Origin of the sequence: Microbacterium sp. A20 (genome assembly GCF_004794515.1) — a bacterium.
In the GTDB taxonomy this organism is placed as follows: domain Bacteria; phylum Actinomycetota; class Actinomycetes; order Actinomycetales; family Microbacteriaceae; genus Microbacterium.
Window position 1 is genome coordinate 71005 of the sequence record NZ_SSDF01000066.1, and the last position, 25120, is coordinate 96124.

At 68.4% G+C, this 25120-nt stretch carries 30 protein-coding genes; 20 read left to right on the top strand and 10 right to left on the bottom strand.

The window, feature by feature from the left end:
- The first annotated feature begins 6 nt into the window (after nucleotides 1–6).
- From phnC to DW298_RS06475, 5 genes are all read left to right on the top strand, one after another.
- Nucleotides 7–831, top strand: coding sequence for a phosphonate ABC transporter ATP-binding protein (phnC, locus tag DW298_RS06455; RefSeq protein WP_136041630.1), 825 nt, complete (start codon nucleotides 7–9; stop codon nucleotides 829–831).
- Complete coding sequence (gene phnE, locus DW298_RS06460; protein WP_136041631.1) at nucleotides 828–1637, top strand: phosphonate ABC transporter, permease protein PhnE; 810 nt, start codon at nucleotides 828–830, stop codon at nucleotides 1635–1637. The genes phnC and phnE (DW298_RS06460) overlap by 4 nt, the downstream gene beginning before the upstream one ends.
- The gene (gene phnE / locus DW298_RS06465) at nucleotides 1634–2506 is read left to right on the top strand and encodes a phosphonate ABC transporter, permease protein PhnE (protein WP_136041632.1); all 873 of its coding nucleotides are present in this window, start codon (nucleotides 1634–1636) and stop codon (nucleotides 2504–2506) included. Before phnE (DW298_RS06460) ends, phnE (DW298_RS06465) begins: the two co-directional genes overlap by 4 nt.
- Entirely contained in the window at nucleotides 2487–3347 is an 861-nt protein-coding gene (locus DW298_RS06470; protein ID WP_136041633.1) for a MurR/RpiR family transcriptional regulator, read from the top strand. The genes phnE (DW298_RS06465) and DW298_RS06470 overlap by 20 nt, the downstream gene beginning before the upstream one ends.
- 84 nt (nucleotides 3348–3431) lie before the next feature.
- A complete protein-coding gene (locus DW298_RS06475; RefSeq protein ID WP_136041634.1) occupies nucleotides 3432–3686 on the top strand; it encodes a hypothetical protein in 255 nt (84 codons plus the stop codon).
- Nucleotides 3687–3721: 35 nt separating this feature from the next.
- On the opposite strand, the gene DW298_RS06480 is transcribed toward DW298_RS06475, so the two are convergent.
- Nucleotides 3722–4663, bottom strand: coding sequence for a LysR family transcriptional regulator (locus DW298_RS06480; protein WP_136041635.1), 942 nt, complete (start codon nucleotides 4661–4663; stop codon nucleotides 3722–3724).
- Nucleotides 4664–4790: 127 nt separating this feature from the next.
- Here DW298_RS06480 and DW298_RS06485 point away from each other — a divergent pair, with 127 nt between their 5' ends.
- From DW298_RS06485 to DW298_RS06495, 3 genes are all read left to right on the top strand, one after another.
- Nucleotides 4791–5795, top strand: coding sequence for a DUF1852 domain-containing protein (locus tag DW298_RS06485; protein ID WP_136041636.1), 1005 nt, complete (start codon nucleotides 4791–4793; stop codon nucleotides 5793–5795).
- A 20-nt stretch (nucleotides 5796–5815) separates the two neighbouring features.
- Complete coding sequence (locus tag DW298_RS06490) at nucleotides 5816–6853, top strand: methionine synthase (RefSeq protein ID WP_136041664.1); 1038 nt, start codon at nucleotides 5816–5818, stop codon at nucleotides 6851–6853.
- A 72-nt stretch (nucleotides 6854–6925) separates the two neighbouring features.
- Nucleotides 6926–7252, top strand: a complete 327-nt coding sequence (locus DW298_RS06495) for a hypothetical protein (protein ID WP_136041637.1) — start codon at nucleotides 6926–6928, stop codon at nucleotides 7250–7252.
- Nucleotides 7253–7292: 40 nt separating this feature from the next.
- On the opposite strand, the gene DW298_RS06500 is transcribed toward DW298_RS06495, so the two are convergent.
- Nucleotides 7293–7808 (bottom strand): small multidrug efflux protein, encoded by a 516-nt coding sequence (locus DW298_RS06500; RefSeq protein ID WP_240745038.1) that lies wholly within the window; start codon nucleotides 7806–7808, stop codon nucleotides 7293–7295.
- 288 nt (nucleotides 7809–8096) lie between these two features.
- Here DW298_RS06500 and DW298_RS06505 point away from each other — a divergent pair, with 288 nt between their 5' ends.
- Together DW298_RS06505 and DW298_RS06510 are read left to right on the top strand one after the other, a co-directional pair.
- Complete coding sequence (locus DW298_RS06505) at nucleotides 8097–8879, top strand: MerR family transcriptional regulator (RefSeq protein WP_136041638.1); 783 nt, start codon at nucleotides 8097–8099, stop codon at nucleotides 8877–8879.
- Nucleotides 8880–8881: 2 nt separating this feature from the next.
- The gene (locus tag DW298_RS06510) at nucleotides 8882–9601 is read left to right on the top strand and encodes a GPP34 family phosphoprotein (RefSeq protein ID WP_136041639.1); all 720 of its coding nucleotides are present in this window, start codon (nucleotides 8882–8884) and stop codon (nucleotides 9599–9601) included.
- A 59-nt stretch (nucleotides 9602–9660) separates the two neighbouring features.
- On the opposite strand, the gene DW298_RS06515 is transcribed toward DW298_RS06510, so the two are convergent.
- Nucleotides 9661–10026: a cupin domain-containing protein gene (locus DW298_RS06515; protein WP_136041640.1), complete on the bottom strand. Its 366-nt coding sequence runs from the start codon at nucleotides 10024–10026 to the stop codon at nucleotides 9661–9663.
- 23 nt (nucleotides 10027–10049) lie between these two features.
- On the bottom strand, nucleotides 10050–10577 hold the full coding sequence (locus tag DW298_RS06520; protein WP_136041641.1) for a DUF1992 domain-containing protein: 528 nt from the start codon (nucleotides 10575–10577) through the stop codon (nucleotides 10050–10052).
- A 63-nt stretch (nucleotides 10578–10640) separates the two neighbouring features.
- Between DW298_RS06520 and DW298_RS06525 the strand changes: the two genes are divergently transcribed.
- The 4 genes from DW298_RS06525 to DW298_RS06540 are packed head-to-tail and all read left to right on the top strand — an operon-like array spanning nucleotide 10641 to nucleotide 12736.
- Entirely contained in the window at nucleotides 10641–11240 is a 600-nt protein-coding gene (locus DW298_RS06525) for a TetR/AcrR family transcriptional regulator (RefSeq protein WP_136041642.1), read from the top strand.
- Nucleotides 11241–11280: 40 nt separating this feature from the next.
- Complete coding sequence (locus tag DW298_RS06530) at nucleotides 11281–11619, top strand: metalloregulator ArsR/SmtB family transcription factor (protein ID WP_136041643.1); 339 nt, start codon at nucleotides 11281–11283, stop codon at nucleotides 11617–11619.
- A gap of 1 nt (nucleotide 11620) precedes the next feature.
- The gene (locus DW298_RS06535; RefSeq protein ID WP_136041644.1) at nucleotides 11621–12265 is read left to right on the top strand and encodes a dihydrofolate reductase family protein; all 645 of its coding nucleotides are present in this window, start codon (nucleotides 11621–11623) and stop codon (nucleotides 12263–12265) included.
- 9 nt (nucleotides 12266–12274) lie between these two features.
- Nucleotides 12275–12736 (top strand): SRPBCC domain-containing protein, encoded by a 462-nt coding sequence (locus DW298_RS06540; protein WP_136041645.1) that lies wholly within the window; start codon nucleotides 12275–12277, stop codon nucleotides 12734–12736.
- Nucleotides 12737–12757: 21 nt separating this feature from the next.
- Here DW298_RS06540 and DW298_RS06545 read toward each other — a convergent pair whose 3' ends face one another.
- Together DW298_RS06545 and DW298_RS06550 are read right to left on the bottom strand one after the other, a co-directional pair.
- Nucleotides 12758–13069, bottom strand: a complete 312-nt coding sequence (locus DW298_RS06545; RefSeq protein ID WP_136041646.1) for a hypothetical protein — start codon at nucleotides 13067–13069, stop codon at nucleotides 12758–12760.
- Nucleotides 13070–13086: 17 nt separating this feature from the next.
- A complete protein-coding gene (locus DW298_RS06550) occupies nucleotides 13087–14787 on the bottom strand; it encodes a long-chain-fatty-acid--CoA ligase (RefSeq protein ID WP_136041647.1) in 1701 nt (566 codons plus the stop codon).
- 209 nt (nucleotides 14788–14996) lie between these two features.
- On the opposite strand from DW298_RS06550, the gene DW298_RS06555 reads away from it, so the two are divergent.
- Together DW298_RS06555 and DW298_RS06560 are read left to right on the top strand one after the other, a co-directional pair.
- Complete coding sequence (locus DW298_RS06555) at nucleotides 14997–15962, top strand: TIGR03885 family FMN-dependent LLM class oxidoreductase (protein ID WP_136041648.1); 966 nt, start codon at nucleotides 14997–14999, stop codon at nucleotides 15960–15962.
- Nucleotides 15959–17623 carry an alpha-amylase family protein gene (locus DW298_RS06560; protein WP_136041649.1) on the top strand — a complete coding sequence of 555 codons (1665 nt, stop codon included), beginning with the start codon at nucleotides 15959–15961 and terminating at the stop codon, nucleotides 17621–17623. The genes DW298_RS06555 and DW298_RS06560 overlap by 4 nt, the downstream gene beginning before the upstream one ends.
- Nucleotides 17624–17638: 15 nt before the next feature.
- On the opposite strand, the gene DW298_RS06565 is transcribed toward DW298_RS06560, so the two are convergent.
- The gene (locus tag DW298_RS06565; RefSeq protein ID WP_136041650.1) at nucleotides 17639–20029 is read right to left on the bottom strand and encodes a glycosyl hydrolase family 65 protein; all 2391 of its coding nucleotides are present in this window, start codon (nucleotides 20027–20029) and stop codon (nucleotides 17639–17641) included.
- A 194-nt stretch (nucleotides 20030–20223) separates the two neighbouring features.
- On the opposite strand from DW298_RS06565, the gene DW298_RS06570 reads away from it, so the two are divergent.
- Nucleotides 20224–20859 (top strand): cyclodeaminase/cyclohydrolase family protein, encoded by a 636-nt coding sequence (locus tag DW298_RS06570; protein ID WP_136041651.1) that lies wholly within the window; start codon nucleotides 20224–20226, stop codon nucleotides 20857–20859.
- An 18-nt stretch (nucleotides 20860–20877) separates the two neighbouring features.
- Here the strand turns inward: DW298_RS06570 and DW298_RS06575 are convergent, their stop codons facing one another.
- Entirely contained in the window at nucleotides 20878–21273 is a 396-nt protein-coding gene (locus DW298_RS06575) for a hypothetical protein (protein WP_136041652.1), read from the bottom strand.
- A 151-nt stretch (nucleotides 21274–21424) separates the two neighbouring features.
- On the opposite strand from DW298_RS06575, the gene DW298_RS06580 reads away from it, so the two are divergent.
- The 3 genes from DW298_RS06580 to DW298_RS06590 all read left to right on the top strand — a co-directional run bounded on the left by DW298_RS06580 (nucleotide 21425) and on the right by DW298_RS06590 (nucleotide 24180).
- Nucleotides 21425–22000 carry a helix-turn-helix transcriptional regulator gene (locus tag DW298_RS06580; protein WP_136041653.1) on the top strand — a complete coding sequence of 192 codons (576 nt, stop codon included), beginning with the start codon at nucleotides 21425–21427 and terminating at the stop codon, nucleotides 21998–22000.
- Nucleotides 22000–22581: a hypothetical protein gene (locus tag DW298_RS06585; RefSeq protein ID WP_136041654.1), complete on the top strand. Its 582-nt coding sequence runs from the start codon at nucleotides 22000–22002 to the stop codon at nucleotides 22579–22581. Before DW298_RS06580 ends, DW298_RS06585 begins: the two co-directional genes overlap by 1 nt.
- A 162-nt stretch (nucleotides 22582–22743) precedes the next feature.
- Entirely contained in the window at nucleotides 22744–24180 is a 1437-nt protein-coding gene (locus DW298_RS06590; protein ID WP_136041655.1) for a serine/threonine-protein kinase, read from the top strand.
- Between the two features lie 75 nt (nucleotides 24181–24255).
- Here DW298_RS06590 and DW298_RS19265 read toward each other — a convergent pair whose 3' ends face one another.
- Nucleotides 24256–24405 carry a hypothetical protein gene (locus DW298_RS19265; RefSeq protein ID WP_168429571.1) on the bottom strand — a complete coding sequence of 50 codons (150 nt, stop codon included), beginning with the start codon at nucleotides 24403–24405 and terminating at the stop codon, nucleotides 24256–24258.
- A 130-nt stretch (nucleotides 24406–24535) separates the two neighbouring features.
- On the bottom strand, nucleotides 24536–24811 hold the full coding sequence (locus DW298_RS06595; RefSeq protein WP_342589079.1) for a hypothetical protein: 276 nt from the start codon (nucleotides 24809–24811) through the stop codon (nucleotides 24536–24538).
- Between the last annotated feature and the right edge of the window lie 309 nt (nucleotides 24812–25120).

Genomic DNA, 25120 nt, shown 5'->3' on the forward strand with positions numbered 1-25120 from the left:
GAGAACATGCACACCGATCTGCAGCGCGCGGAGGCCGGGGCCCTGCTCCCGGCCTCCGCGTCGTGGTCGATCCGTCTCGACGACGTCTCGGTCACCTATCCCAACGGCACCCGCGCCCTCCGCGGTGTGTCCCTCGACATCGCCGCCGGTGAGATGGTCTCCGTCGTCGGCCTCTCCGGTTCGGGCAAGTCCACGCTGATCCGCACGATCAACGGTCTCGTGCCCGTGACGAGCGGTACTGTCGCCGTCGGTCCGCACGCTGTCACGGGCCTGCGCGGACGTCGGCTCCGCGAGACCCGAGGGCACATCGGCATGATCTTCCAGGGGTTCAACCTCGCCGACCGGGCCAGCGTGTACCGCAACGTGCTGGTCGGCCGGTTCGCCCACACCGCGACCTGGCGCACGGTGCTCGGCCTGAGCACGGCGCAGGATCGCGAGCTCGCCCTTCGCGCCCTCGACTCGGTCGGCATGCTCGAGAAGGTCTGGAGTCGTGCAGGGCAGCTCTCGGGAGGCCAGAAGCAGCGCGTCGCGATCGCCCGTGCTCTCACGCAGCAGCCCCGCGTCATGCTCGCCGACGAGCCGGTCGCCAGCCTCGACCCGCCCACCGCGCACGCGGTCATGCACGACCTCCGACGCGTCAACCTCGACGAGCACCTCACCGTGCTCGTGAACATCCACCTCATGGACCTGGCTCGCCAGTACACGACGCGCATGATCGGTCTGCGGGCCGGCGAGGTCGTCTACGACGGGCCGGCAGCGGATGCCGCAGACCACGACTTCGAGCAGATCTACGGGCGTCCGATCCAGCCGAGGGATGTGCTCGGCGCATGACCACCGAAGCTCGCCCCCTCGTCGTTCCGCCCAAGCCCTCGTCGCGGCTGCGCACCAGCCTCGTCGTGCTGGCGTTCGCCGCGTTCACGGTCGCCACCTGCATCCCGGCGATCGGCGGCATCGAGCTGGACTTCGGCGCGCTCATCCGCAACTGGGACAACGGATCCGCGCTGCTCGTGCAGTTCCTGCAGCCGGACTTCTCGTTCCTGCCGCGCACGTTCGGGCCCATGCTCGAGACACTCCAGATGGCGGTGGTCGGCGCGGCGGTGGCCGCGGTGATCTCGGTGCCGCTGACGCTGTGGGCCGCCGCCCCGACCAACCCGAACAGCCCGACCCGCATCGCGGTGCGGACCGTCATCAACGTCATCCGATCCGTCCCCGACCTCGTGTACGCGACCGTGCTGGTCGCGATGGTCGGCGTCGGTGCGCTGCCCGGCCTCCTCACCCTGCTCCTCTTCGACATCGGCATCATCGTCAAGCTCGTGTCGGAGGCGATCGACTCCACCGACCTGCCGGTCATCGAGGCCGGACGTGCCACCGGCGGCAGCCAGACGCAGATCAACCGCAGCGTCGTCCTGCCGCAGACCTGGCCGCTCTTCGCGAACCAGTGGCTGTACACCCTCGAGCTCAACGTGCGCATCTCGGCGATCCTCGGCATCGTCGGCGCGGGCGGCATCGGCCGTCTTCTCGACGAGCGGCGGGCGTTCTACGCCTACGACGACGTCGCGGTGATCGTGCTCGAGATCCTCGTCGTCGTGGTGCTCATCGAAGTGTTCTCGAACTTCCTGCGGAGGCGACTGGTATGACCCTCTCGACCACCGCGCGAGGCATCGGACTCGACCTGCCCCGGCATCCGTCCCGGCTCGTCCCGACCGTCGTCGCCGTCATCGTCGGCGTCGTGGTCCTGGCCGCGGCGGCAGGGCTCCCGATCCCGTGGAACGACCTCGGCGCGCTGCCCGCGCAGATCGCGCACTATCTGACGCTCATGTTCGCCGACCCCAACTGGGACAAGCTGCCCCAGGCGCTGTTCGAGACGTGGCGGTCGATCTCGATGGCATGGATCGGCGCGATCGGCTGCGTGATCGTGTCGATCCCGCTCGGCATGCTCGCCGCGAACAACGTCGGACCCGTCTGGGTGCGGCTCCCGCTGCGCGGGGTGTTCGCCGTGATCCGGGCTCTGCCCGAAGTCATCATCGCGCTGCTGCTGCTCACCGTCACCGGCCTCACCCCGTTCACCGGCGCGCTGGCGCTGGCGATCGCCGGAATCGGCACGCAGGCCAAGTGGGTCTACGAGACGGTCGAGTCGGTTCAGGAGGGCGCATCCGAGGCCGTCAGGGCCGCCGGGGGCAACACGGCGCAGGTCACGCGGTGGGCGCTCTGGCCCGCAGCAGCCCCGACGCTGTTGTCGTTCGCGCTCTACCGTTTCGAGATCAACATCCGCACCTCGGCGGTGCTCGGACTGGTCGGCGCCGGGGGTATCGGCAGCATGCTCGCCAACTACACGAACTTCCGCGAGTGGGATACGGTCGGGATGCTGCTGATCGTGGTGGTTCTCGCGACGATGCTGATGGATACGGTCTCCGGTGCGATCCGCCGCCGGATCATGCGCGGCCCGCGGGTCAAGGCGATCGTGGAACCGAAGAAGGAGCGCGCCGATGTGGCAGGGACCCGCTGAGACACCGCCGACGGCCCGCATCGCGATGCTGGCGCCGTCGATGCAGCCCAGTGAGCGCCGGGTGGCCGAGGCGATCGCCGCCGATGTCGACCTCTCGATCGAGCGCACGGCGCAGGAGATCGCGGATGCCGTCGAGGTGGGCCGCACGACCGTGGTCCGCACCGCCCAGACCCTCGGCTACGACGGCTACCCGCAGCTGCGCGTGGCGCTCGCGCGGGAGCGGGCGAGTTCCGCACCCCCGCAGGACGCCACCGCCGATGCCACGATGCTCGGGGCGCTGCGCGGTGCCGTCGACCGCTTCGCATCCCGCCTGGCCCACACGGTGTCCGCCGTCACCGAGGAGACCCTGGCGGCCTTCGTCGCCGAGCTCGACGGGGCGACGCGGCTGCTCGTCGCGGCCAACGGCCTCTCCGCACCGGTCGGAGCCGATCTCTCGATGCGCCTGACCTCCGCCGGGCGCCCTGCAGAGTACGTGGCGGACACCCTCGGTCAGCAGATCACCGCCTCGCAGCTCGGCGCCGGCTCCGCCTGCCTGGTCGTGTCCGGGTCGGGGGTGAACCGCGCATCGATCGACGTGGTGACGGCCGCCCGGGCGAGCGGTGCCCGTGTGCTCGCGATCACGTCGTTCCCGCGCTCGCCGGTCGCGGAGATGGCTGACGTGGCCCTCGTCGTCGCTCCGATCAACGACTCGTTCCGCGATGAGCTGCTGTACACCTCGCGCGCAGCGCTGATGCTCGTCACCGAGTCGGTCGTCGGTCTGCTGGTGAGCAGGCGAGGGGCGAGCGCCACGGCGGCCCAGCTGGCGACCTTCTCCGTGCTCGGCCACTCCCTGTCGGAGTAGTTGAGACGCTGCGGAGGATCTGCGCACGGTATCCCGCGATGCAGCCCTCACGTCATAATCGTTTTCTCCTTCGATGATCTTTTCGTGATCCTCTACAACGAGGGAGGCCCGCGCGAGGCCGCGCGGGCCGTTGCTCGCCAGCTTGTCGCCACTATGGATTCGTCGGATCCTGTCGAGATCCGGCGTGTGGTGAACCGCTACCTCGACCCAGAGGGATCGTGGTCAGGGGTCTTTGCCGAGACGATGATCAGAACGGGGGACTCTGCCACTGAATATCAACTCCGTGTCGACGCCGCGGAAGGCGCCCGATCGTTCCTGGACGAGCTCGAGAGCGCGTAACAATCCGCCGCGGCACGCCGCTCATCCCGACAAGCTCACCCGAGCAGTGTCACACCGAAGCTCGAGACGACGGTGCGCAGCTCGGCGAGGTAGCGCTGCGCCTGCTCGGTGAGCGGGATCGCGGAGTGGCCGATCCAGCCGATCTCGATGCGCTCGTCGACGTCGAGCGGGATGGCGACGATCTCGGGGTCGAGGTCGTCGCTGATGATTCCCGTCGAGATGGTGTACCCGTCGAGTCCGATCATGAGGTTGAAGATGGTCGCGCGGTCGGAGACGCGGATGTCCTGCGGGCTCGAGAGCGTCGAGAGGATCTCCTCCGCGAAGTAGAAGGAGTTGTTCGCGCCCTGGTCGAACGTCAGGCGCGGCACCTCGGCGAGGTCGTCGAGGGTCACGCGATCCCGCGATGCGAGAGGGTTCTTGCGGGAGATGAAGATGTGCGGTTCGGCGACGAAGAGCGGATGGAACGCGAGTCCGGAGTCGCGGAGCAGCTTGTCGATGACGTTGCGGTTGAAGTCGTTGCGGTAGAGGATCCCCAGCTCGCTGCGGAGGGTGCGGACGTCTTCGATGATGTCCCACGTGCGGGTCTCCCGAAGCGAGAACTCGTACTCGGCCGCCGAGGTCGCCTTCACCATCCGGACCAGCGCGTCGACCGCGAACGAGTAGTGCTGCGTCGAGACCCCGAGCAGGCGTCGTGACGGAGGCCGGTCGAGGTAGCGCTGTTCGAGGAGCGCGACCTGCTCGACGACCTGCCTGGCGTACCCCAGGAACTCCACGCCATCCGTGGTGAGGGTCACGCCGCGGGCGGAGCGGAGGAGGAGCATGCGGCCCACTCGGCTCTCGAGGTCTTTCATCGCCGCCGACATCGTGGGCTGCGAGACGTAGAGCAGGTCCGCGGCGGCACTGATCGATCCTTCCGCGGCGACCTCGATGTAGTAGGTGAGCTGCTGCAGTGTGATGCCGCTCGAACGCTTGACCATAGCCTCAGACTATGCCATGGCATAGCCGCCGAGTATTTCCCGATAGGGGTGCTCAGGTCGCACCATGGAGGCATCCCCTTTCGCGAGGCCGAGCCCGGCCGATCAGCGCACCGATTGGCACCCCCTCATGGCTCACGACTTCACGTTCCGCATCACGACGACCCGCTTCGACGAGGACTATTCGCCGTCGGACAACTCCCGCATCACCACGAACTTCGCCAACCTGGCGCGCGGTGAACACCGTCAGCAGAACCTCCGCAACGCTCTGACGATGATCGACCGTCGGTTCAACGATCTCGCGGGCTGGGACAACCCGGACGGGGACCGCTACACCCTCGAACTCGAGATCGTCTCCGTCGCGGTCCAGTTCGCCGCAGCGGGAGAGGATCAGGACTTCCCGCTGCTCGAGGTCCTCGACATCCAGATCGTCGACCGGCTGACCGGAAAGCGCAGCCACGGGATCGTGGGGAACAACTTCTCGTCCTACGTGCGCGATTTCGACTTCAGCGTGCGGCTGCCGGCGGCGACCGCAGCAGCAGGAGGGTTCACCGTTCCCTCCGACTTCGGCGACCTGCACGGCAAGCTCTTCCAGCACTTCCTCGACTCGGAGGCCTACCGGGAGCGCTTCACGGTGTCGCCCGTGATCTGTATCAGCGTCTCGACCAGCAAGACCTACCGTCGCACCGAGAACCACCACCCGATCCTCGGTGTCGAGTACGAGCAGAAAGACCCTTCGCTGACCGACGAGTACTTCGGGAAGATGGGCCTCTCGGTCCGGTACTTCATGCCGCGCGGCAGCGTCGCGCCGCTGGCGTTCTACTTCCGCGGCGACCTGCTCGGCGACTACACGAACCTGCAGCTCATCGGCACGATCAGCACGATGGAGACGTTCCAGAAGATCTACCGACCGGAGATCTACAACGCCAACTCGGCCGCCGCGAAGGTCTATCGGCCGACGCTCGAGCAGCAGGACTACTCGGTGACGAAGATCGCCTACGATCGCGACGAGCGCAGTCGGCTCGCGGCCGAGCAGGGGAAGTACGCGGAAGAGCACCTCGTGAAGCCGCATGGCGACCTCCTCGAGCAGTGGGCCGCCGGCTACTCCGCCGACTCCCTGGTCTCCGTCGCATGAGCAACGGAGAATCGCCGATCGTGAACACGCTCCTGCCCGCCTCGATCGTCGGCAGCCTGCCCAAGCCCTCCTGGCTCGCGCAGCCGGAGACCCTCTGGTCTCCCTGGAAACTGGAGGGCGAGGCACTGGCCGAGGGCAGGCAGGATGCGCTGCGCATCGCCGTCCAGGAGCAGCGACTCGCGGGCCTCGACATCATCAGCGACGGGGAGCAGACCCGTCAGCACTTCGTCACGACCTTCATCGAGCATCTGTCCGGCGTCGACTTCGACCAGCGGGAGACAGTCCGGATCCGCGACCGCTACGACGCCAGCGTGCCGACGGTCGTCGGTGCCGTGGGCCGGGAGAAGCCCGTGTTCGTGGAGGACGCGAAGTTCCTCCGCCAGCAGACCGATCAGCCGATCAAGTGGGCACTGCCCGGTCCGATGACGATGATCGACACGCTCTACGACCGCCACTACAAGAGCCGCGAGAAGCTGGCCTGGGAGTTCGCGACGATCCTCAACCAGGAGGCGAGGGAACTCGAGGCGGCGGGCGTCGACATCATCCAGTTCGACGAGCCGGCTTTCAACGTGTTCTTCGACGACGTGCGGGACTGGGGAGTCGCGGCACTCGAGAGGGCGGCCGAGGGACTGCGCGCGGAAACCGTGGTGCACATCTGCTACGGCTACGGGATCAAGGCGAACACCGACTGGAAGGCGACGCTCGGGGCGGAGTGGCGGCAGTACGAGACGTCGTTCCCGCTGCTGCAGCGCTCGAGCATCGACACCATCTCGCTGGAGAGCCACCACTCCCACGTTCCCCTCGACCTCGTCGAGCTCATCCGGGGCAAGAAGGTCATGCTCGGAGCCATCGACGTCGCCAGCCAGACGATCGAGACCCCGGAAGAGGTCGCGGACACTCTCCGCAATGCTCTCCGCTTCGTCGATGCCGACAAGCTCGTGCCGAGCACGAACTGCGGTTTGGCGCCGTTGCCCCGTGACGTCGCGCGCGGCAAACTGCGCGCGCTCACCGCGGGCGCCGCTCTTCTTCGCGACGAGCTCGGCGCGGTCGACCGCTGACAGTCGCTAGCACCCGTCGGATGAGCGGGCAAGGGGCGCGGGGATACGGCCAACGTGGCGTAGAACGGCAGTATGCGAGCGATCCTGTATGGCGGCGAGGAGTTCCTGACCGGTGACGACATCGCGGATGCCCTGCTGGCGTACGGACGTGCGCTGGGGGAGGACGAGCGCGCGGAGATCATCGAGATACCGGTGCGGGAGCAGGACGGCACCGTCGTGTCGGCGAAGTTCCTGATCGGTCCGGCCAGCCAGATCGTGGCGAAGGCGATCAGCAGCAGCGCACCGGAGTTGAAGGATCCCGAACTGGTCCGTCACCTGCAGGCGCTCACCCGCGGCGTCGAGTCTCCGTCGGGGCCGCCCCTGGACCCACCCGAAACCCCGGAGTACGAACTCGGCTGAAGGTGTCACTGCGGCCGTGTAGCGGCCGCTCCATACGCTGTCACCATCCGAGGAGGGCGAGTGCGCCCGTCGCCGCGACGGCGATCAGACTCGTCCACAAGACGATCGCGACGACCTGCCACAGAATCACCCAGCGTCTGCTGACGCCGGATCCCACGAAGAACGCGGCCGTCAGCATCGTGGGAAGGGCAAGCGGAGCCAGGATGCTCGCGCCGGGAACGCCGAAGCGCACCAGCCAGCGTCGAAGCCTGGCCCGTCCTTTGGTCTTCCGTGAGGGCTTCTCCGGATCCCCGTCTCCCGGCGAAGTTCCGCCGGCATCCGTCCCCGAGCCTGCGCCGCCGACGAGCGAGGGCTCGAGACGATGCGCTTCGGTCCGAGCGGCTTTCCGCGCCACGACGCCCTCTCGTACGCGCGAGCCGAGGAAGACCACTCCGATCACGCACAGGATGTTCCCCGCCGCTCCCGCGACGGCGGCGACGATCGGGTCGATGCCCGCGAGGATGCCGAGGCCGGCGGCGCCCTCACCCTCGATGTAGGGGATCGCGCCCGCCAGCATGACGAGAAGCGGCTGCAGGAACTCCGGAAGCTGGTCGATGGCGTTCTGCAGCCATTCGTAGGGTTGTCCACCATGGCGGTCTCTCTTTCTCTGTTCAGGCGCGGGCTCTTCAGCGCGGGCTCGCGGCCGCGGGGTGCGAGAAGCAGTACAGACCCTGTTCACAGCACAGGGTCAAGCGCCTCGGAAGACCGACTGCGGGGTATTGACCCTGTTGTGAGAACAGGGTCTTGAATGGGGTGGAGAGCCAGGCCGAGACCCGGCCATGAACCTCGACAGAAGGGATGGGCGATGCCCTGGAGCACGAGTGAACTCGCCGAGCTCGCGGGGACGACCGTGAACACGGTGCGTCACTACCACCGCTCCGGCCTGCTCGAGGAGCCGGAGCGGATGTCGAACGGCTACAAGCAGTACCGCGCCCGACACCTCGTCCGGCTGCTGCAGATCCGGCGGCTCCGCGATCTCGGCGTCCCGTTGGCCCAGATCGAGTCGGTCGGCGCCGGCGGTGCCACCCCGAAAGCGGCGCTGCTGGCGATCGATGCCGATCTCGCCGCGAGCATCGAGCGGTTGCAGCGCGCACGGGCAGAGATCCGCGCCATCGTCGACGGAACGTCCACGACCGACCTGCCCGCGGGCTTCGAGGACGTCGCGGGAAGGCTGTCGACGCCCGAGCGGTCGCTCATGCTCGTGTACGAGCAGCTCTACGATCCGGCGGCGATGGCGGATCTGCGCACGATGGTCGAGACCGAATCCGACGACGGGAGTGCGGAGTTCGAAGCACTCCCGGTCGATGCGGACGAGGAGACCCGTCAACGCATCGCCGAGACGTTCGCGCCGGTGATCGCGCAGCACCTCACCGACTACCCCTGGCTCATTGACCAGAGCGAGCACCTGTCGAAGGGGTCGCACGTCACGGCGCAGGCATTCTTCGAGACCTTCACCGAGCTGTACAACGAGGCGCAACTCGACGTCCTCGGCCGAGCATCCGTGCTCGCGCGGGAGCAGGCGTCGGGGTCGCGCTCCTCACCGAGCGCCGATGCCGCACACGATGCCGCACACGACGAAAGAGAGTGACCATGACGGACCAGCACGATGCCCGATCCACGGACGATTCCGCGAGCCCGCACCTCGGTGACCCCCTGTTGGTCGAAGACGTGATGCTCCTGCTCTTCCAACCCGACTCGGGCTCGATCGCGGGGGAGAACATCCTCTTCTATGTGCTCGGCGGCGCCGCTCTGGGCGACCTGGCGCTGCAGGAGCGGATCGAGGTGCGCAAAGAGGGCGCGCTCACGAACCGCATCCACGCGCTCGAATCCCACGCTGCGCCCGACGAGGTGCTCGCGCCCGCGCTCGAGTACATCGAACAGAAGCCGCGGGATGTGCAGACGGTGCTCGCGGCGATCGGCCCGAACCTCCGGGCGCCGGTCCTCGATCGCCTCGTGGAGCGTGGCGACCTCACGAGAGAACAGGGCAGATCGCTCGGCATCTTCCCGACAACGAAGCTCGCCCTGGGAAGCGACCGACGCGCCGCGCTGATCGAACAGGTGCGCTCCGTCCTCACGGACGGCGAGACACCGGACACCCGGACCGCCGCGAGCATCGCCCTCCTCTCCGCGAGCGGAACACTGCCGCAGTTCAACGGTGAGATCCCCTGGAGCGGAGACGTCTACACCCGCGCCAAGACGATCGAGCGTGGCGACTGGGGTGCGGCCGCAGCCGCGGAGGCCGTGACCCGCACGATGAGCGCCGTCCTCTCGAACGCCCTCATCGCCGCCTTCGCCCTACCCCGGACGTGATGCTTCGGCTCACGGCTCACGGCTCACGGCGCACGGCGCTCGGCTGAGCCGTAATGACCTCAGTCGAACTCGTGCAGGTCGGAGGTCATGTCGCCGCCGGCGTCTCCGGTGTTCACTGTGCCCTTTGGCTCGAACAGGATCGCGTGCACCTCGTCCGTCGCCTTCGGGCAGTGCTCGACTCCGCGCGGCACGACGAACACGTCGTTCGGGTTCAGCACGACATCCCGATCACGCAGCTGGATCGTCAGCTGGCCGCTCACGACCATGAACAGCTCGTCGGTGTCGGGGTGGGTGTGCCAGACGAATTCACCCTGCAGCTTGACCACCTTGACGTCGTAGTCGTTGATGCTGGTGAGTCGATGCGGCTGCCAGTGCTCGTCGATGGTGGAGAGGGATTCGAGCACGTTGCGAACATCGTCTGCCATACGTCTCAGCGTAGTCGCGGCACCTATTGACGGCGTTCCCGATGGCCGCGGCGGCGACGACGTGAGGAGCTGACGACGTCCTGCAGGCGCTGCCGCTCGCGTGCGTCCGTCGCGCGCTGCGCTCGGCGATCAGCCCATGCTCGAACAGTCTCGTCCACGTCACGCGGCATGGTCACCAGTGGCGGGCCATCGGACAGGTCGTATCGGGCGCGGATGACTCGTCGGTTGAATTCCTCGACCTCGCGGCGAACCTCGTTCTCGCCCGAACATAGGTCGAGTCGCGCGTCGAGCGCCGCGTCGTCCTTGCGAAGCTGGATCGATGACGGCAGTACGACGGAGCCCTCTCTCCGCATGAGCCTCTTGAACCACCAATCCGAGTCGTGGCTGTCGGAGAGATCGATCGGGTGGCCGCTGCCGGGGAGGTCGTCGAACTCGCCGCGCTCGATCGCACGACGGATCTGAAGGTCCGCGAGCAGGGCGATGGCGACCTCGGTGTCGATCGGCATCGCATACGGGTTGAAGAAGGCAGCGGGCTGTTGGCGGTACGTCATCGCGTCCTCCCCGTCTTTTGCAGGTCAACTGTATTATGTCATCTGTATTGGAAAGGATGACGGATGCCCAAACAGGTGGACCACGGAGAGCGGCGGCAGCAGATCGCGCACGCTCTCTGGAAGGTCGTCGACGAGCAGGGGTGGGGGCGGGCGACGATGCGGGTGGTGGCGCAGGAGGCCGGAGTCTCGCTCGGGCAGCTCCAGCACTATTTCTCATCGCGCCGCGAGATGCTCACCTTCGCCCGGCAGCTCGCGGCCGAAGGGACGGCCGATCGCGTCGCTCGGGCCTCGAGTTCTCTACCGCGCGCGCCGCATACCCGGGAGGCTCTGGAGATTGCCCTGATCGAGTTACTCCCTCTCCGGGCCGACTCCCGCGCGACGAGTCGCCTGCACGCCGCCTTCGTTCTCGAGGCGCTGCACGACCCGCAGCTGCACGACCAGGCGCGAACCGGCTTGCAGGCCGGACGTGACGGGATCGAACGGATCATCCGGAGCGCGATCGAAGACGGCTCGATCGCGGGCGAGCGCGACGCGGTCGTCGAGACCGATCTGCTGCTCTCGTTGAGCGGCCTCGCGCCCCTGCTTGATCTCGGCGTGATCACTGCGGATGCTGCTCGCACGGCGATCCGCGTCCATCTGGATCGGCTCTTCTCCGTCGGGTGAATGGTTGACGCCCAACCCATCCATCGTGATACTTAGGTGCATGCCTAAGTATCACGATCGGATCGATGCCGTGCTCCGCGCTCTCGCGGACCCCACGCGTCGCGCCATCGTGGAACGGCTGGCGAAATCGCCCGCTGTCGTCTCCGATCTCGCGGCTCCGTTCGACATGGCATTGCCGTCGTTCATGCAGCACCTGAGCGTGCTCGAGGGCGCCGGGATCGTGACGTCGGAGAAGCTCGGGCGGGTGCGCACCGTGAGCCTGCGACCGGGCGCCCTGGACGTGCTGCACCTGTGGCTCGGCGAGCAGCGCACCCCCGCGGAGCACCAGGCCGACCGCCTCGGCATCCACCTCGCTCGCACGGCCCCGAAGGAGAACTGACATGACCCGTGTCCGCCTGGACCTGTTCACCTCGCTGGACGGCTACACGCCGTCGGACGCGACCCCCGAGAATCCGATGGGCGAGGACTGGGCGCGCCTCACCGCCGCGTACGCCGCCACCCGCACGTTCCGCCGGAACATCTTCGGCGACACCAGCGGCGCGGGCACGACCGGCATCGACGACCGCTATGCGGCCGCGTTCTTCGACGGCGTCGGCTCCGAGATCATGGGCGCCGGCATGTTCGGACTCCATTCCTTCCCCGACGATCCGGAATGGAAGGGCTGGTGGGGCGACACGCCCCCGTTCGGCACCGCCGTCTACGTGCTCACTCACAGTGCACCCCGCGCGCCGCTTCCGATGAACGGCGGAACCACCTTCCACTTCCGCGACGCCCCGATCGAAGAGGTGCTCGCCGAGGCGAAGGAGGCCGCCGGCGACCTCGACGTGCGGGTCGGCGGAGGGTACCGAACAGCGCGGGACTTCCTGCGCGCGGGCCTGGTCGACGACCTGCACCTCATGGTCACCCCGATCTTCCTCGGACGCGGGCATCGGCTGTGGGACGATCTGGTCGGCTTCGAGCACACCTACGAGGTGACGAGCGAGGTCGCCGAGAGCGGTGTGATCCACGTCACCCTGGCTCGATAGGAGGCGGCGATGACGATCGAACGCCGACTCGCGCACTCCGGATTCACCCTGACCCGCGACTACCCCGCGCCCGTCGAGCGCGTCTGGGCTGCGTTCGCCGACGAGGACAGCAAGCGGAGCTGGTGGGGCGACGCCGACCGCATCCGCACCCGGGAGTGGGTGTTCGACTTCCGCGTCGGCGGACGCGACATCGACGAGGGCAAGTTCCACGGCGGGCCCGTCTCGCGGTACGAGGCGACGTACACCGACATCGTCGAGCACGTCCGCATCGTCACGACATACGACATGTGGCTCGACGGGGCGCACATGTCGACGTCCGTGGCTTCCCTGGAGTTCGAGCCGATCGATGCCGGTACGCGCTTCACGCACACGGAGCATGGCGTCTTCTTCGACCAGTTCTGGGCGGACGGGCAGGGTCGTGAGGCGGGGACGCGCGGACTCCTCGACGCGCTGGGCCGCCACTTCGCATGACCGCGAGGCGGCGGGACGGGATCAGCGGATGAGGAGTGCCACCACGGCGATGATGGCGGCGATCGCCACGACCAGCGCAGCCCAGCCCGCCCAGCTCTCCCGGGGAGGGCGTCCCAGCGCTGCGGGCGTGCCCAGCCGGACGCGGATGGCGTCCGCTTCGGCTTCGAGCTCCTCCTCGCCGTAGTCCGGGGGGAGTGTGGCGAGCGTCCCGCGCAGTCTTTCCCGCGCGATCACCTCGAGGGCGGCCTGGATCTCGGCCAGCCGGCGCTCCAGCTCCGCCCGCTCCCCCCGCTCCGGGGGAGGGACGTCCTCGCGATGCTCCTGGTCGCTCACCGGGTCAGCCGTCGGTCTCAGCGCCCCGCGAGCAGCTGATCCCGCACCTGGCGACGCAGCACCTTGCCGATGAGCGACCGGGGCAGGTCGTCGACGGCGGTGATGCGGCGCGGCACCTTGTAGGGCGTGAGCCGGGTGCGGCAGAAGTCGCGCAGCGCATCCACATCGAGGGCGGCGCCCTCCCGGAGCACGACCGCGGCGGCGACATCCTCTCCACCGTGGGGTCTCGGAAGCCCGACGACGGCCGCGGCGGTGACATCCGGGTGCGCGACGAGCGCGTCCTCCACCTCGCTGGGTGACACGTTGAAGCCGCCCGTGATGATGAGCTCCTTGAGGCGGTCGACGATGCTCACGAACCCGTCGGCCGAGACCTCGGCGATGTCGCCGGTGCGGAGCCAGCCGTCGGCCAGCAGCGCATCCGCCGTCTCACCCGGGCGCCCCCAATAGCCCTGGAAGACCTGCGGGCCGCGGATGAGGAGCTCCCCGCGCTCGCCGGCCGGCTTGTCGACGTCCGTGTCCTCCGGGTCGACGACGCGGATCTCCGTGCTCGGGAAGGGCACGCCGACGGTGCCCGGGCGGCGGGTCGGCCCCATCGGGTTGCCGAGCGCCACCGGCGAGCTCTCGGTCATGCCGTAGCCCTCGACGAGGAGGCCGCCGGTCGCCTCTTCCCACCGCTGCACCGTGGCGATCGGAAGGCTCATCGCGCCGGAGATCGCGAAGCGCACCGTCGAGAGGTCGATGGTGCCACGCGCGGCCGCTCGTGCCAGCGCGTCGTAGATGGGCGGCACGGCAGGAAGGAAGGTGGGCGGGGTCGAGCGCGCCGCCGCCGTGACCAGCCCCAGATCGAACGTGGGGAACAGGACCAGCCGTGCGCCGATACTCATCGCGAACGTGAGGCACAGCGTCATGCCGTAGGCGTGGAACAACGGCAGCACGCCGTAGAACGTCTCCTGTCCGTCGACGAGGCCTGGCACCCACGCTTGTCCCTGCATCGCGTTGGCCCGGAGGTTCGAGTGGGTGAGGATCGCCCCCTTCGGGACGCCCGTCGTGCCGCTCGTGTACTGCAGCAGCGCGGTGTCGCCCAACGCGGGACCGGGCACGCGCCGGGAGAGATGCCGGTGGTCGACCAGGCTCTTCCAGGAGACGAGATGCCGTGCCTTCGGTGTGCCGGTCAGCTTCGCCCTCGCCTCACGCGCCTTGGGTAGCGGCAGGCGGAGCGCCACGCGCTTCGAGAGCGGCATCGCTGCGGTGATGTCGACGCTCACGATGTGCTCGACCTTGAGATCGGCGGGAAAACCGGCGACCATGTCGGCGGCCTTGTCCCACACGATGGCGACCCGCGCACCGTGATCCTCGAACTGGTGTCGCAACTCGCGGGGCGTGTAGAGAGGGTTGTGCTCGACCACGATCGCACCGAGGCGGAGGGTCGCGTAGAAGGCCACGACGTGCTGCGGACAGTTGGGCAGCACGAGCGCGACCCGGTCGCCCTTGCCGACCCCGAGCCGCCGCAGGCCCTCCGCTGCGCGCGCGACCTGATCTCCGAGCTCCCGGTACGACGTGACCGCCCCGAAGAAGTCGAGTGCCGGACGCCGGCCGAACGCCTTCACGCTCGCCGACAGCATCTGGGGCAGGGTCTGCGTCGGTTCGTCGATCTCTGCGGGGACGCCCGCCGCGTACGAGTCGAGCCAGGGTCGCGATTCCAGGGGATGGGCGCTCATGAGTCCATCCTGCCCGGGAACGACGTCGTCCGCGGTCCCACTTGCAGGACCGATTCACGGATGTCGGGAGATCCGACGGCGATTCGTCCTGCAACCGTGAAACCCTCCTGCATCTGTACCCGAAGGCGACGAAACGCGGGCATTTTCGCAGGCCGCCCGCCAGGTGTCCACCACTATCGGGGCTCCTCGTTCGTTGGAAGACTCGGCGCATGGTGTTCATCGGATTCCACGCCTCGCACGAGCAGATCCCGCCGAGCGCGCTCCTCGACGCCGTGATCGGTGCCGAGGGTGCCGGTTTCGACGGGGCGATGTGCTCCGACCACCTCGCGCCGTGGACTCCGGGCCAAGGCGAGTCCGGGTTCGCGCTGAGCTGGATCGCGGCAGCGCTCGCGCGCACGCGGTTTTCGATCGGCATGGTCAATGCGCCGGGGCAGCGATACCACCCGGTGATGATCGCGCAGGCCTTCGCGACCCTGGAGGAGATGTTCCCCGGACGATTCTGGGCGGCGATGGGGAGCGGCGAAGCCGTCAACGAGCACGTGACCGGAGAAGGATGGCCGCCGAAGCCCGTCCGCAACGAACGCCTGCGGGAGAGCGTCGACGTGATCCGGCGTCTGATGGACGGCGAAGAGGTCGACCACGACGGCCTCGTGCGCGTGCATCGAGCCAGGGTCTGGAGCCGGCCGGCAGAGCCACCGCCGCTGTTCGCGACCGCGGTGAGCGCCGAGACCGCCGCCTGGGCGGCGTCGTGGGCGGATGGCCTCGCGACGGTCATCCAAGATCCGGCGGCCCTGCACCGCGTCGTGCGGAGTTACCGCGACGCGGGCGGCACGGGCCCCTGCATCCTGCAGGTGCATCTCAGCCTGGCTCAGAGTGACGCCGCCGCGTTCGAGATCGCGCGCGAGGAGTGGAAGAACGGCCTGCTCTCGCCCCCGGTCACGTGGGATCTCGAGCAGCCGGAGGACTTCGAGGCCGCCGTGGCAGGGCTCGACGAGCAGGGGCTGCGGAAGTCCGTCCTGATCGACCATGACGCGTCGTCGCTGGCCGACAGCATCGCCGACCTGGCGGGGATCGGCTTCGACCGCGTGTATCTGCACCACGTCGGCACCGACCAGTCGCGGTTCCTCGAGGTCGCGGCATCCGAACTGATCCCCGACCTGAAGGAGCGACTGTGAAGATCACCGACACCAGCGACCTGTGGTGGAAGACGGCCGTGGTCTACTGCCTCGATGTCGAGACCTTCCTCGACTCCGACGGCGACGGCGTCGGCGACCTGCAGGGGCTCGCGCGGCGGATCGACTACCTCTCGCAACTGGGTGTGACCTGCCTCTGGCTGATGCCGTTCTACCCGACGCCGGATCGCGACGATGGCTACGACGTCAGCGACTTCTACGGAGTCGACCCCCGCCTCGGCACCCATGGCGACCTCGTCGAGGTGATCCGCACCGCACGCGACCGCGGGATGCGGGTGATCGTCGACCTGGTGATCAACCACACATCCGACCGGCATCCCTGGTTCCTCGCCGCCAAGCGCAGCGTCGACTCTCCCTTCCGGGACTACTACGTGTGGCGCAGCGATCCGCCGCCCAAAGGTCAGAAGAACGCCGTGTTCCCCGGGCAGGCGAACGGCATCTGGGGCAAGGACGAGAAATCCGGCCAGTGGTATCAGCACAGCTTCTACGAACACCAGCCCGACCTCAACATCGCGAACCCGCGCGTGCGCGACGAGATCGCGAAGGTCATCGGATTCTGGCTGCAGCTGGGCATCTCCGGTTTCCGGGTCGATGCGGTGCCGTTCCTGCTGGAGATCCCGGAGGGGGCCGACATCCCCGAGCCGCACGACCTGCTGCGCGACATCCGTCGCTTCCTGCAGCGTCGGTCGAGCGAAGCCATCCTGCTGGGAGAGGTGAACCTGCCGTACGAGGAGCAGCTGAAGTACTTCGGGGGCGATGAGGGTGACGAGCTCACCATGCAGTTCGACTTCGTGGGGATGCAGGCGCTGTACCTGTCGTTCGCCCGCAAGGATCCTGCCCCGCTGATCGCCGCGCTGCGTGCGCGCCCCGCACTCGGATCGGAGGTGCAGTGGGCGAACTTCCTGCGCAACCACGACGAGCTGACCCTCGACAAGCTCAGCGACAGCGAGCGGGAGGAGGTGTTCGAGGCCTTCGCCCCGGACGAACGGCAGCGCGTGTTCGGGCGAGGGATCACACGCCGTCTCCCGCCCATGTTCGAAGGCGATCCGCGCCGGATCCGCATGGCGTACAGCCTGCTCTTCACGCTGCCAGGCACTCCCGTGCTGTTCTACGGCGAGGAGATCGGCATGGGCGAGAACATCGAGATCGCCGGCCGTGAATCCGTGCGCACCCCGATGCAGTGGTCCACCGACCGCAACGGCGGATTCTCGGATGCCGCACCGCGGAGGCTCGTCTCCCGGCCACCCGCGGACGGCTACGCGCCGGAACACGTCAACGTCGCCGACCAGCTCGAGGACAGCGGGTCGCTGTTGTCCTTCATCCGTGCCCTCACCTCGCGCTACCGCATCTCGCCGGAGCTGGGGTGGGGCACGCTCGAGGTGATCGATCAGCCTGCCGAGTCTCTCCTGGTGCACTCGCTCGCCGCCGACGTCGGACGTGTCATCGCCGTGCACAACTTCGCCGAGGTGCCGGTGACGACGACCTTCTCGCTGTCAGACGAGCCCGAGGGCGCGACCCTCCTCGACCTTCTCGAGCCCTCGCATCTGCCGCTCGGCCCCGGTGGCACGGCCGAGCTCGAAGTACCGGCCTACGGGTATCGGTGGCTTCGCGTCTCGCGGCCCGGCGACGGACGAGTGATCTGACGGGCGAGACGAGGCCTACGAGCGGAATGCCTCGGCAGCCGGGCGGGGCTCGCGACCCCGGGGCTGCGACGGTCGTGGTCCGGCACTCGTGGCTTCGGGGATCTCGAGCGTGACGGGGTCGCCGGCCCGGAGGTCCACCCGGTCGTCGAAGTGCCCGACGGTCACCGATGGCCCATCCTTCAGCAGGTACGTCGCCGTGTTCGCGGTGACGTCCACGCGGAGGGTCTGTCCGTGGATGCGCACGCCGAAGCTCAGTCGGCTCACGCGCTTCGGCAGCCGCGGGGCGAATCGCAAGCCGTCGTCGGAGTCCCGCATGCCCGCGAAGCCGGCGGTGATCGCCGTCCACACTCCCGCCAGCGCCGCGATGTGCGGGCCTTCGCTCGCGTTCTCGTGGAGGTCGTCGAGGTCGAGGGTGGCGGCTTCCGCGAGGTAGTCGTATGCGAGGTCGAGTTGCCCGACTTCGGCGGCGATGATCGCCTGGACGGCGGCGGAGAGCGAGGAGTCGCGCACGGTGATCGCCTCGTAGTAGGCGAAGGCCCGCTCCTTCTCGCGCGTCGTGAAAGCCTCATGCGCGAAGAACAGCGCGAGGACGAGATCGGCCTGCTTCACGACCTGCTTCCGGTACAGGTCGAAGTAGGGGAAGTGCTCTTGCAGCGGGTACTGCTCGGGGGTCGTGTTCTCGAGATCCCACAGGTCCTGGTCCGTGAAGCCGGCGGACTGCGGGTGCACTCCGCGGATCTCGTCGAAGGGTATCGACATCGCCGCGGCCGCGCTCAGCCACTCGTCGAGCTCCGCTTCGTCGACGCCGAGTGTGCGGGCGACCTCCGGATGCCGCCGGGCGGAGGCCGCGGCGCCCCGGAGGTTCAGACGGGCCATGAGGTTCGTGTACACGTTGTCGTCGGCGACCGCGGAGTACTCGTCGGGTCCGGTCACGCCGTCGATGTGGAAGGCGCCGGCCGCGTCCCGACGGCCGAGCGACATCCACAGTCGAGCGGTCTCGACGAGCATCTCGAGGCCCGCCTCGCGTTCGAAGGCGTGGTCGCCCGTCGCGCGCACGTAGTGGAGCACGGCGCCGGCGATGTCGGCGTTGATGTGGAATGCGGCGGTGCTCGCCGGCCAGTACCCCGAACTCTCCCTGCCGTCGATCGTGCGCCAGGGGAACGTCGCGCCGCAGAGGTGCAGCTGCTCCGCCCGATCGCGCGCATGGGGGAGTGTCGAATGCCGCCACCGGAGCACCTGTTCGGCCGCATGCGGCGCGGTGGAGGTGAGAACGGGCAGCACGAAGGCCTCGAAGTCCCAGAAGGTGTGCCCCTCGTATCCGGAACCGGTCAGGCCCTTGCAGGGAACCGACCGGAGTTCGGCTCGGACGGATGCCTGGAAGACCTGGAAGAGCGCGTACCGCACCGCCTGCTGCAGTCGCGGCTCGCCCTCGACCTCCACATCGGCGCATGCCCAGTACTCGTCCAGGCGCGCGCGCTGCTCGTCCACGAGTCGGTCCCAGCCGGCGCGCCCGGCATCGGCCACGGCCGCCTCGGTGCGATCCCGCAGTGCGGAGGCAGAAGTCGTCGACGACCAGTCGTGGCCGACGAGCTTGATCAGCTCGACATGCTCGCCGGGCGCCAGGACGACGCGGACGGTGGTGCGCGAGAGGTCCGGAGACGCTTCGGTGACCAGGGTCGGCGGGAAGGGACCGGACGCAGTCGCGGAATGGTCCATGCTGACTGCGACCGACAGACCGCTCTCCCTCGTCCGGTGGATGAGGGTCGCGGCAGTGCCGATCACGGCGGCATCGACGCCGACCAGCGGCGCCGTGAGCAGTTCCTGCACGCGCGGGTCGGAGTGGGTGATCGGGAGCGGCTCATTCGGCAGCGCTTCGGACTGGATCGTGATCGCGATCTCGTGGGAGACGGCGTGCACGCGGTAGCGCACGGCGGCGATCGAGCGGCGCGAGAACGAGACGATGCGGGTGGACTCGACCCGGATGTGCCGGTCGGTCGGCGAGATCCAATCGGCTTCGCGGTGCAGGGTGCCGTCCCGGAGGTCCAGGTTCCGCCGGTGGTGGAGGAGCTCACCCCGCTGCACGTCGAACGGCTCATCATCGACCACGAGACGGATGATCTGCCCGTTCGGCACGTTGATCACGGTCTGGCCGGACTGGGGATAGCCGTATCCCTCTTCCGCGTAGGGCATCGGGTGCTCCTCGAACACGCCGTTCAGATAGCTGCCGGCGACCCCGCGTGGATCGCCCTCGTCGAGGTTGCCCCGCCAGCCGACGTGTCCGTTCGACAACCCGAAGACCGACTCGTCATGCGCGAGACGCGCGGGATCCAGCCCCTCCCGTGCGATGCTCCACGGCGCGACCTCGAAGCGCGGACCGGCAGAACTGCGGGATCCGATGTCGTTCATATGAGCCCTTCGACGACGACCATTCGTTACCGACGATATCGGCGGCGGCCGCTTGCCCGGCCCTTCGTGGCCGGTTCCGGAGATCTGATCCCGGGCGTCGCGAGCACGTGCGTGTCAAGCCCGCTTCGTTCCGCGGCCGTCTCGGGCAGAGTCGTCGTCAGCCGCCGCAAGAGCTGCGCGGCGGGAGGGACACCATGTCGGATGATCGAGCGCGCGACCCCGCAGACGTCCCGGTCGACCGTCCCCTGGACTCGTGGCTGGAGGCTCTCGGCCGCCCCACCGGCTCCCCGGGCGGCGGCGCGGCATCCGGAGTGATGCTCGGTATCGCGGCGTCGCTGATGGGTATGGTCGCGGGCTACGCCTCAGACAGCGCTGACGCCGAGGAATGCGCGGACAGGCTGGCCCGTCGGCGGAGCGAGGCGCTGCAGGCCGTCGAGGAGGACGGCATCGTGTCGGCGCGCTTCGGAGCCGCGTTGGCCCTGCCCGCAGACGACCCCGATCGTGATCACCGTGTCGGAGTGGCCGCGATCGAAGCTGCCGAATCGGTCGCGAAGCTCGGCACGATCGGGCTGACGCTCCTCACCGAGGCGCGGCTGCTCGCCGTGATCGGCAACCCTTCCCTCGCCGTGGACCTCGCGGTCGCCGTCGAGGCGCTCGGAGCCGGACTGTCGGGCGCGTCTCTGAATCTTCGCTCGAACCTGAAGCTCGCTCGCGATCATCACGCTCCCGCATCGCGGATGGCCGACCTCGATCCGAACATCGTTCGTCTCTCCGACGCCGGGCGGATCATCGCGCAGCTGGCCGAGGAGCTCTCGTCGCGCCTGGATTGAGAGGCGCGCGGAAGCCCCTCACCCGACGAAAAGCAGGATGATCGAGAGCGCGACCGCCGCCGCACCCACGCTGGCGAGGGTGATCCCGAGCACCTGAACGGCATGGAGAAGGGGGCGGCGGGGCTCGAAGCGCATCAGGTTCGGACGGTGCTCGCTGACGAACGCGTCGACCTCTTCCCGTCCCTGCCAGTGACCGGATTCGTCCGCCCGGAGCGGGCGCTCCCAGAAGTCTCCGGCGGTGAACCAACGGGCCCGTGATCGACCGTCCTCCTCGAGGATGAACACCTCTTGTGGCAGCCAGCGCCCATCGTGCACCTTCACCAGCAGGACGATGAGCAGGAGGGGGAGACCGATTCCGAGGCCGATCCACGAGAGGATCTCGGCGATGGTCCCCACCGCATCGGCAGCATTCATGGCCGGCTCCGTTCTCCTGAGAAAACAGTACCGGGGGCTTGCGGCCTCCGATCTCTCCAGTACCCGTGCTGGAGAGGTGCACTCTGCGCCGCTCGGCGACGACCCGGCAGTATAATATGTCTCAAAAGACATTTTCTTGGAGGGTGGCGATATGACCAACGCATCAGTACTCGTGCGTGCCGCCAGAAAGAGCCGCGGCCTCACCCAGCGTGATCTCGCGCAACGAGCCAACGTCGACCAGGGCAGAGTCTCCCGGGTGGAAGGCGGTCGCGAGGCCGAGTTCAGCACCATCGAACGGTTTCTCGGCGGCGCCGGCCACCGGCTGTATTCCGCGCCCACCCGGCGGGATGACGCGGCGACCATCGCCGCGACGATCCGCGGTTATCTTCGGGCCGGCGACAAGTACAGCGCTCTCCGTGAACTCATCCAGCTGAACGACAACCTGGTCGCCGAGCATGGACTCGTTCGTGGCATTCTCGGCCTCGCTGAGCCGGAGCCGACCGGCGACCGTGCCTGGGATGCTGCCCTCGCAGCCCTCGTGGATCTCCGTCTCAGGGAAGAAGGGATTCCCGCGCCCGCATGGGTTGACGCCCCGAAACGACGCCTCGCGGTGCCGCGTACCCTCGATGTCGATCCTGCAGACCCGACCCCGTCACCCGTGGATGTACCAGTTGAGTTCTTCCAACGCGGCGTCCTCGTCTGGCGTGACACGCTCGCGAGCGTCTGATGGGCGACGCGCTGAATCGCGACGACATCCTCTCCGGGCTTCGGGAGCTCGTAGGGGAGCTTCACGCAGCGGGTGAATCTGCCGGCATCCGTCTCGTCGGCGGTGCCGCGCTCGCCATCAGATACTTCAACAGGCGCACCACCGGCGACCTCGACTCTCTTCACATCCAGCCAGGAAGCGATGACGCCGTTCTCGCAGCGGCCTCACGCGTCGGCGATCGACGGGGCTGGAGCGATGGCTGGTTCAATTTCGCCGTGGAACATGCGGATTCCGTGCCAACGTTCGGTCGGCCAGTGGAGTGGGAGACGATCTACGACCGAGCAGGTGTCGTCATCCAAGTCGCTTCGAAGGAGGCGCTCCTCGCGATGAAACTCCGGGCCAACCGGCCGGGACGCGATGTGGACGACATCCGTCAGCTTCTCTCCCTCTGCGGGATCGCGGAGGTGGAGGAGGCAGAGGAGCTTTACGGAGACTTCTACCCCGGTGACGGGCTCACCGATCGCGCCATGGCCATGGTCCAGCGGATTCTTGACGGCGGACTGCCGATGCGAGTGCCGTCCGCCGGCGCGATCGTCATCTGACGTCAGGGTGCTGCCGCGTCGCCTCCCGATCGGGTCTCTTCCCACGAGTTGCGGAGGCGGGGATGGTTCCGGCTCGTGTCAAGGCCCGGGCCTCGAGCGCGCCGAGACCGTATCGTGGGCCTTCGCCGCCCGATACCCGACGGGCGTCAGGAGGATTCGACGATGACCGATGACTCGCTTCCTACCGAAGCGCTGCTCGATGGGCGCTATCAGCTGCACGAGTGCGTCGGGCAGGGCGGGATGGCGCGCGTGTATCGCGCGGACGACGTCCTCCTCGGTCGCACGGTGGCGATCAAGATGCTGCGCGATGAGATGGACGATGCGCAGCCCTCCAGCCGTGCGCGCAGCGAGATGACGGTCCTCGCTTCCCTCAACCACCCCGGCCTGGTCACGCTGTACGACGCTCTGCTCGTTCCGGGGCGCGCCGAATACCTGGTGATGGAGTTCGTCGACGGGCCGACGCTGTCCGCCCGCATCGCCCAGGGGCCGATGGCGCCGCCGGAGGTCGCCCGGCTCGCTGCCGACCTGGCCGAGGCGCTGCACGTCGTGCACAGCGCGGGCATCGTGCATCGCGACATCAAGCCGTCGAACGTGTTGATGTCGCGGACTCCGCTCCCCGGCAGTCGGTCCGGGGCGAAGCTCGCGGACTTCGGCATCTCCGTCCTCGTCGATGCGGCACGGCTCACCACCCCCGGACTCGTCATCGGAACCGCGGCGTATCTCGCCCCGGAGCAGCTGCGAGGTGAGCCTCCCGCTCCGCCCGCTGACATCTATTCGCTGGGCCTGGTGCTGCTGGAGGCACTCACCGGCACGCGAGCCTTCCCGGAGGCCGAGGGCATCGGCGCCGCGATGGCCAGACTCATCGAGACCCCGGAGGTGCCGGCAACGCTGGGGGCCGAATGGTCCACCCTCCTGACCCGTATGCTGGCGGCGGACCCCGTCGATCGCCCTCATGCCGCGGAGGTGTTCGCCGCCTCGTCACGACTCGCGACGTCGCCGACCGCGCCTCCTCGACCTGCCGTCCCGCCTCGTCCCCCCGTCCCGGCAGCGGTGGCCGCGGGAGTGGCGTCCGCGGGAACAGCAGGGGCGGGCATGGCGGGGGCGGGCGCGGCGATGGCCGCGACGGGCACGGCGTCATCGCCGGCGACCACCCCGACTCTCCTCCTTCCCGCCGGAGCCGTGCGCCCGCGCGGTCAGGCGGAACGCAGAGCCCGGGGGCGTCGCCGGGGGATCATCGGCGGCGCGGTGGCCGCGGCGGTGGTCGGGGCATCCGTGCTGACCGGAGTGTGGCTTTCGGGACTCAACGCCGTCGACCCGGACGTGACCGACACCGTGGATACCGAGCAGACTCCCGCGCCGACGCCGGAACCGTCGACGACACCCGCGAACGCTCCCGAGCAACCCGCCGTGCCCGTCGTGCCGGTCGAGGACACCGAGCCCGATGTCGACGAACCGAACGACGAGCAGTCGGAGGATGAGCAGAAGGCGGCCGAGAAAGCGGCCGAAGAGGCGGCGAAGGCGCAGCAGAAGGCCGAGGAAGAGGCCAGGAAGCAGGCGGAGAAGGCGCAGAAGGAGGCGGAGAAGCGGGGAGACGGATAGATCCTCTGGCCGCAAGACTGTTCCGCGACACGATGGGCCCCGCCTCAGGAGGCGGGGCCCATCGTTGACGAGACGTCAGGGGAGATCGGCGACGTCGATGCCGTCGTCGTCGTCGTCGTCCTCGTCCTCGTCGTCTTCACTGTCATCGGTGGACGGCATGTCCGGGTCGATGCCCACGGCATCGACGAGCGGAGCGTCATCGGGGTTCGTCTGCGGGTCTGACATGGGAGGCTCCGTTCGGCTGAGGGGCAGGGCGATCAGTCTCGCCCCGTCGGCCGGTGCACGCGTGCCCATTGACAGACCCGTGCACCGGGCCGGACAATCCCGGGCGCCGGCGGCTCGTCCGCCGGCGACCTCAGGCGGTTGCCAGCGGAGGCAGGTGCGGGATCGGGACCGGGCGTGTGGAACGGCTCGGCGAGTGGAACCGCTGCACGTCCTCCAGCACGTCCGCCGCAGACATGTAGTACGTCGCGAGCGGCAGGTCGCGTAGCCAGACGGCCTCGACCTCGACCGTGTCGACCTGATAGATGCAGGCGACGGTGCGGCGCGAGTCATCTGCGGCGTAGCGGTGGTCGAGGATCAGCCATTCGGTATCGGTGATCTTCCGCAGCTCGAATCGGGGATCGGGCATCGTGAACATCTCAACACTCCAATCAGTCGGCCGGCTTCGGCTGGCGAGGAGCGCACCGCATCGGATTCCTGCATCGTGCGGTCGAACGGGCGCCTCTTCAGCCCGCCGGAATTCACGGAAATTATACGTCGCAGCCAATATGTTGCTCAAGTTCCGGTGCCTCTGCTGCCGGTGGTTCGCCGACTGCACGGCCTGCCCGCGAGTGCACGGCCTGTCGACGCGGATACCCCGTGCATTCGGCGCGAAGCCGTGCACTCGGGGGAGGTGAGAGGGGGAGGTGAGAGGGGGGAGGTGAGAAGGGGGTGAGAG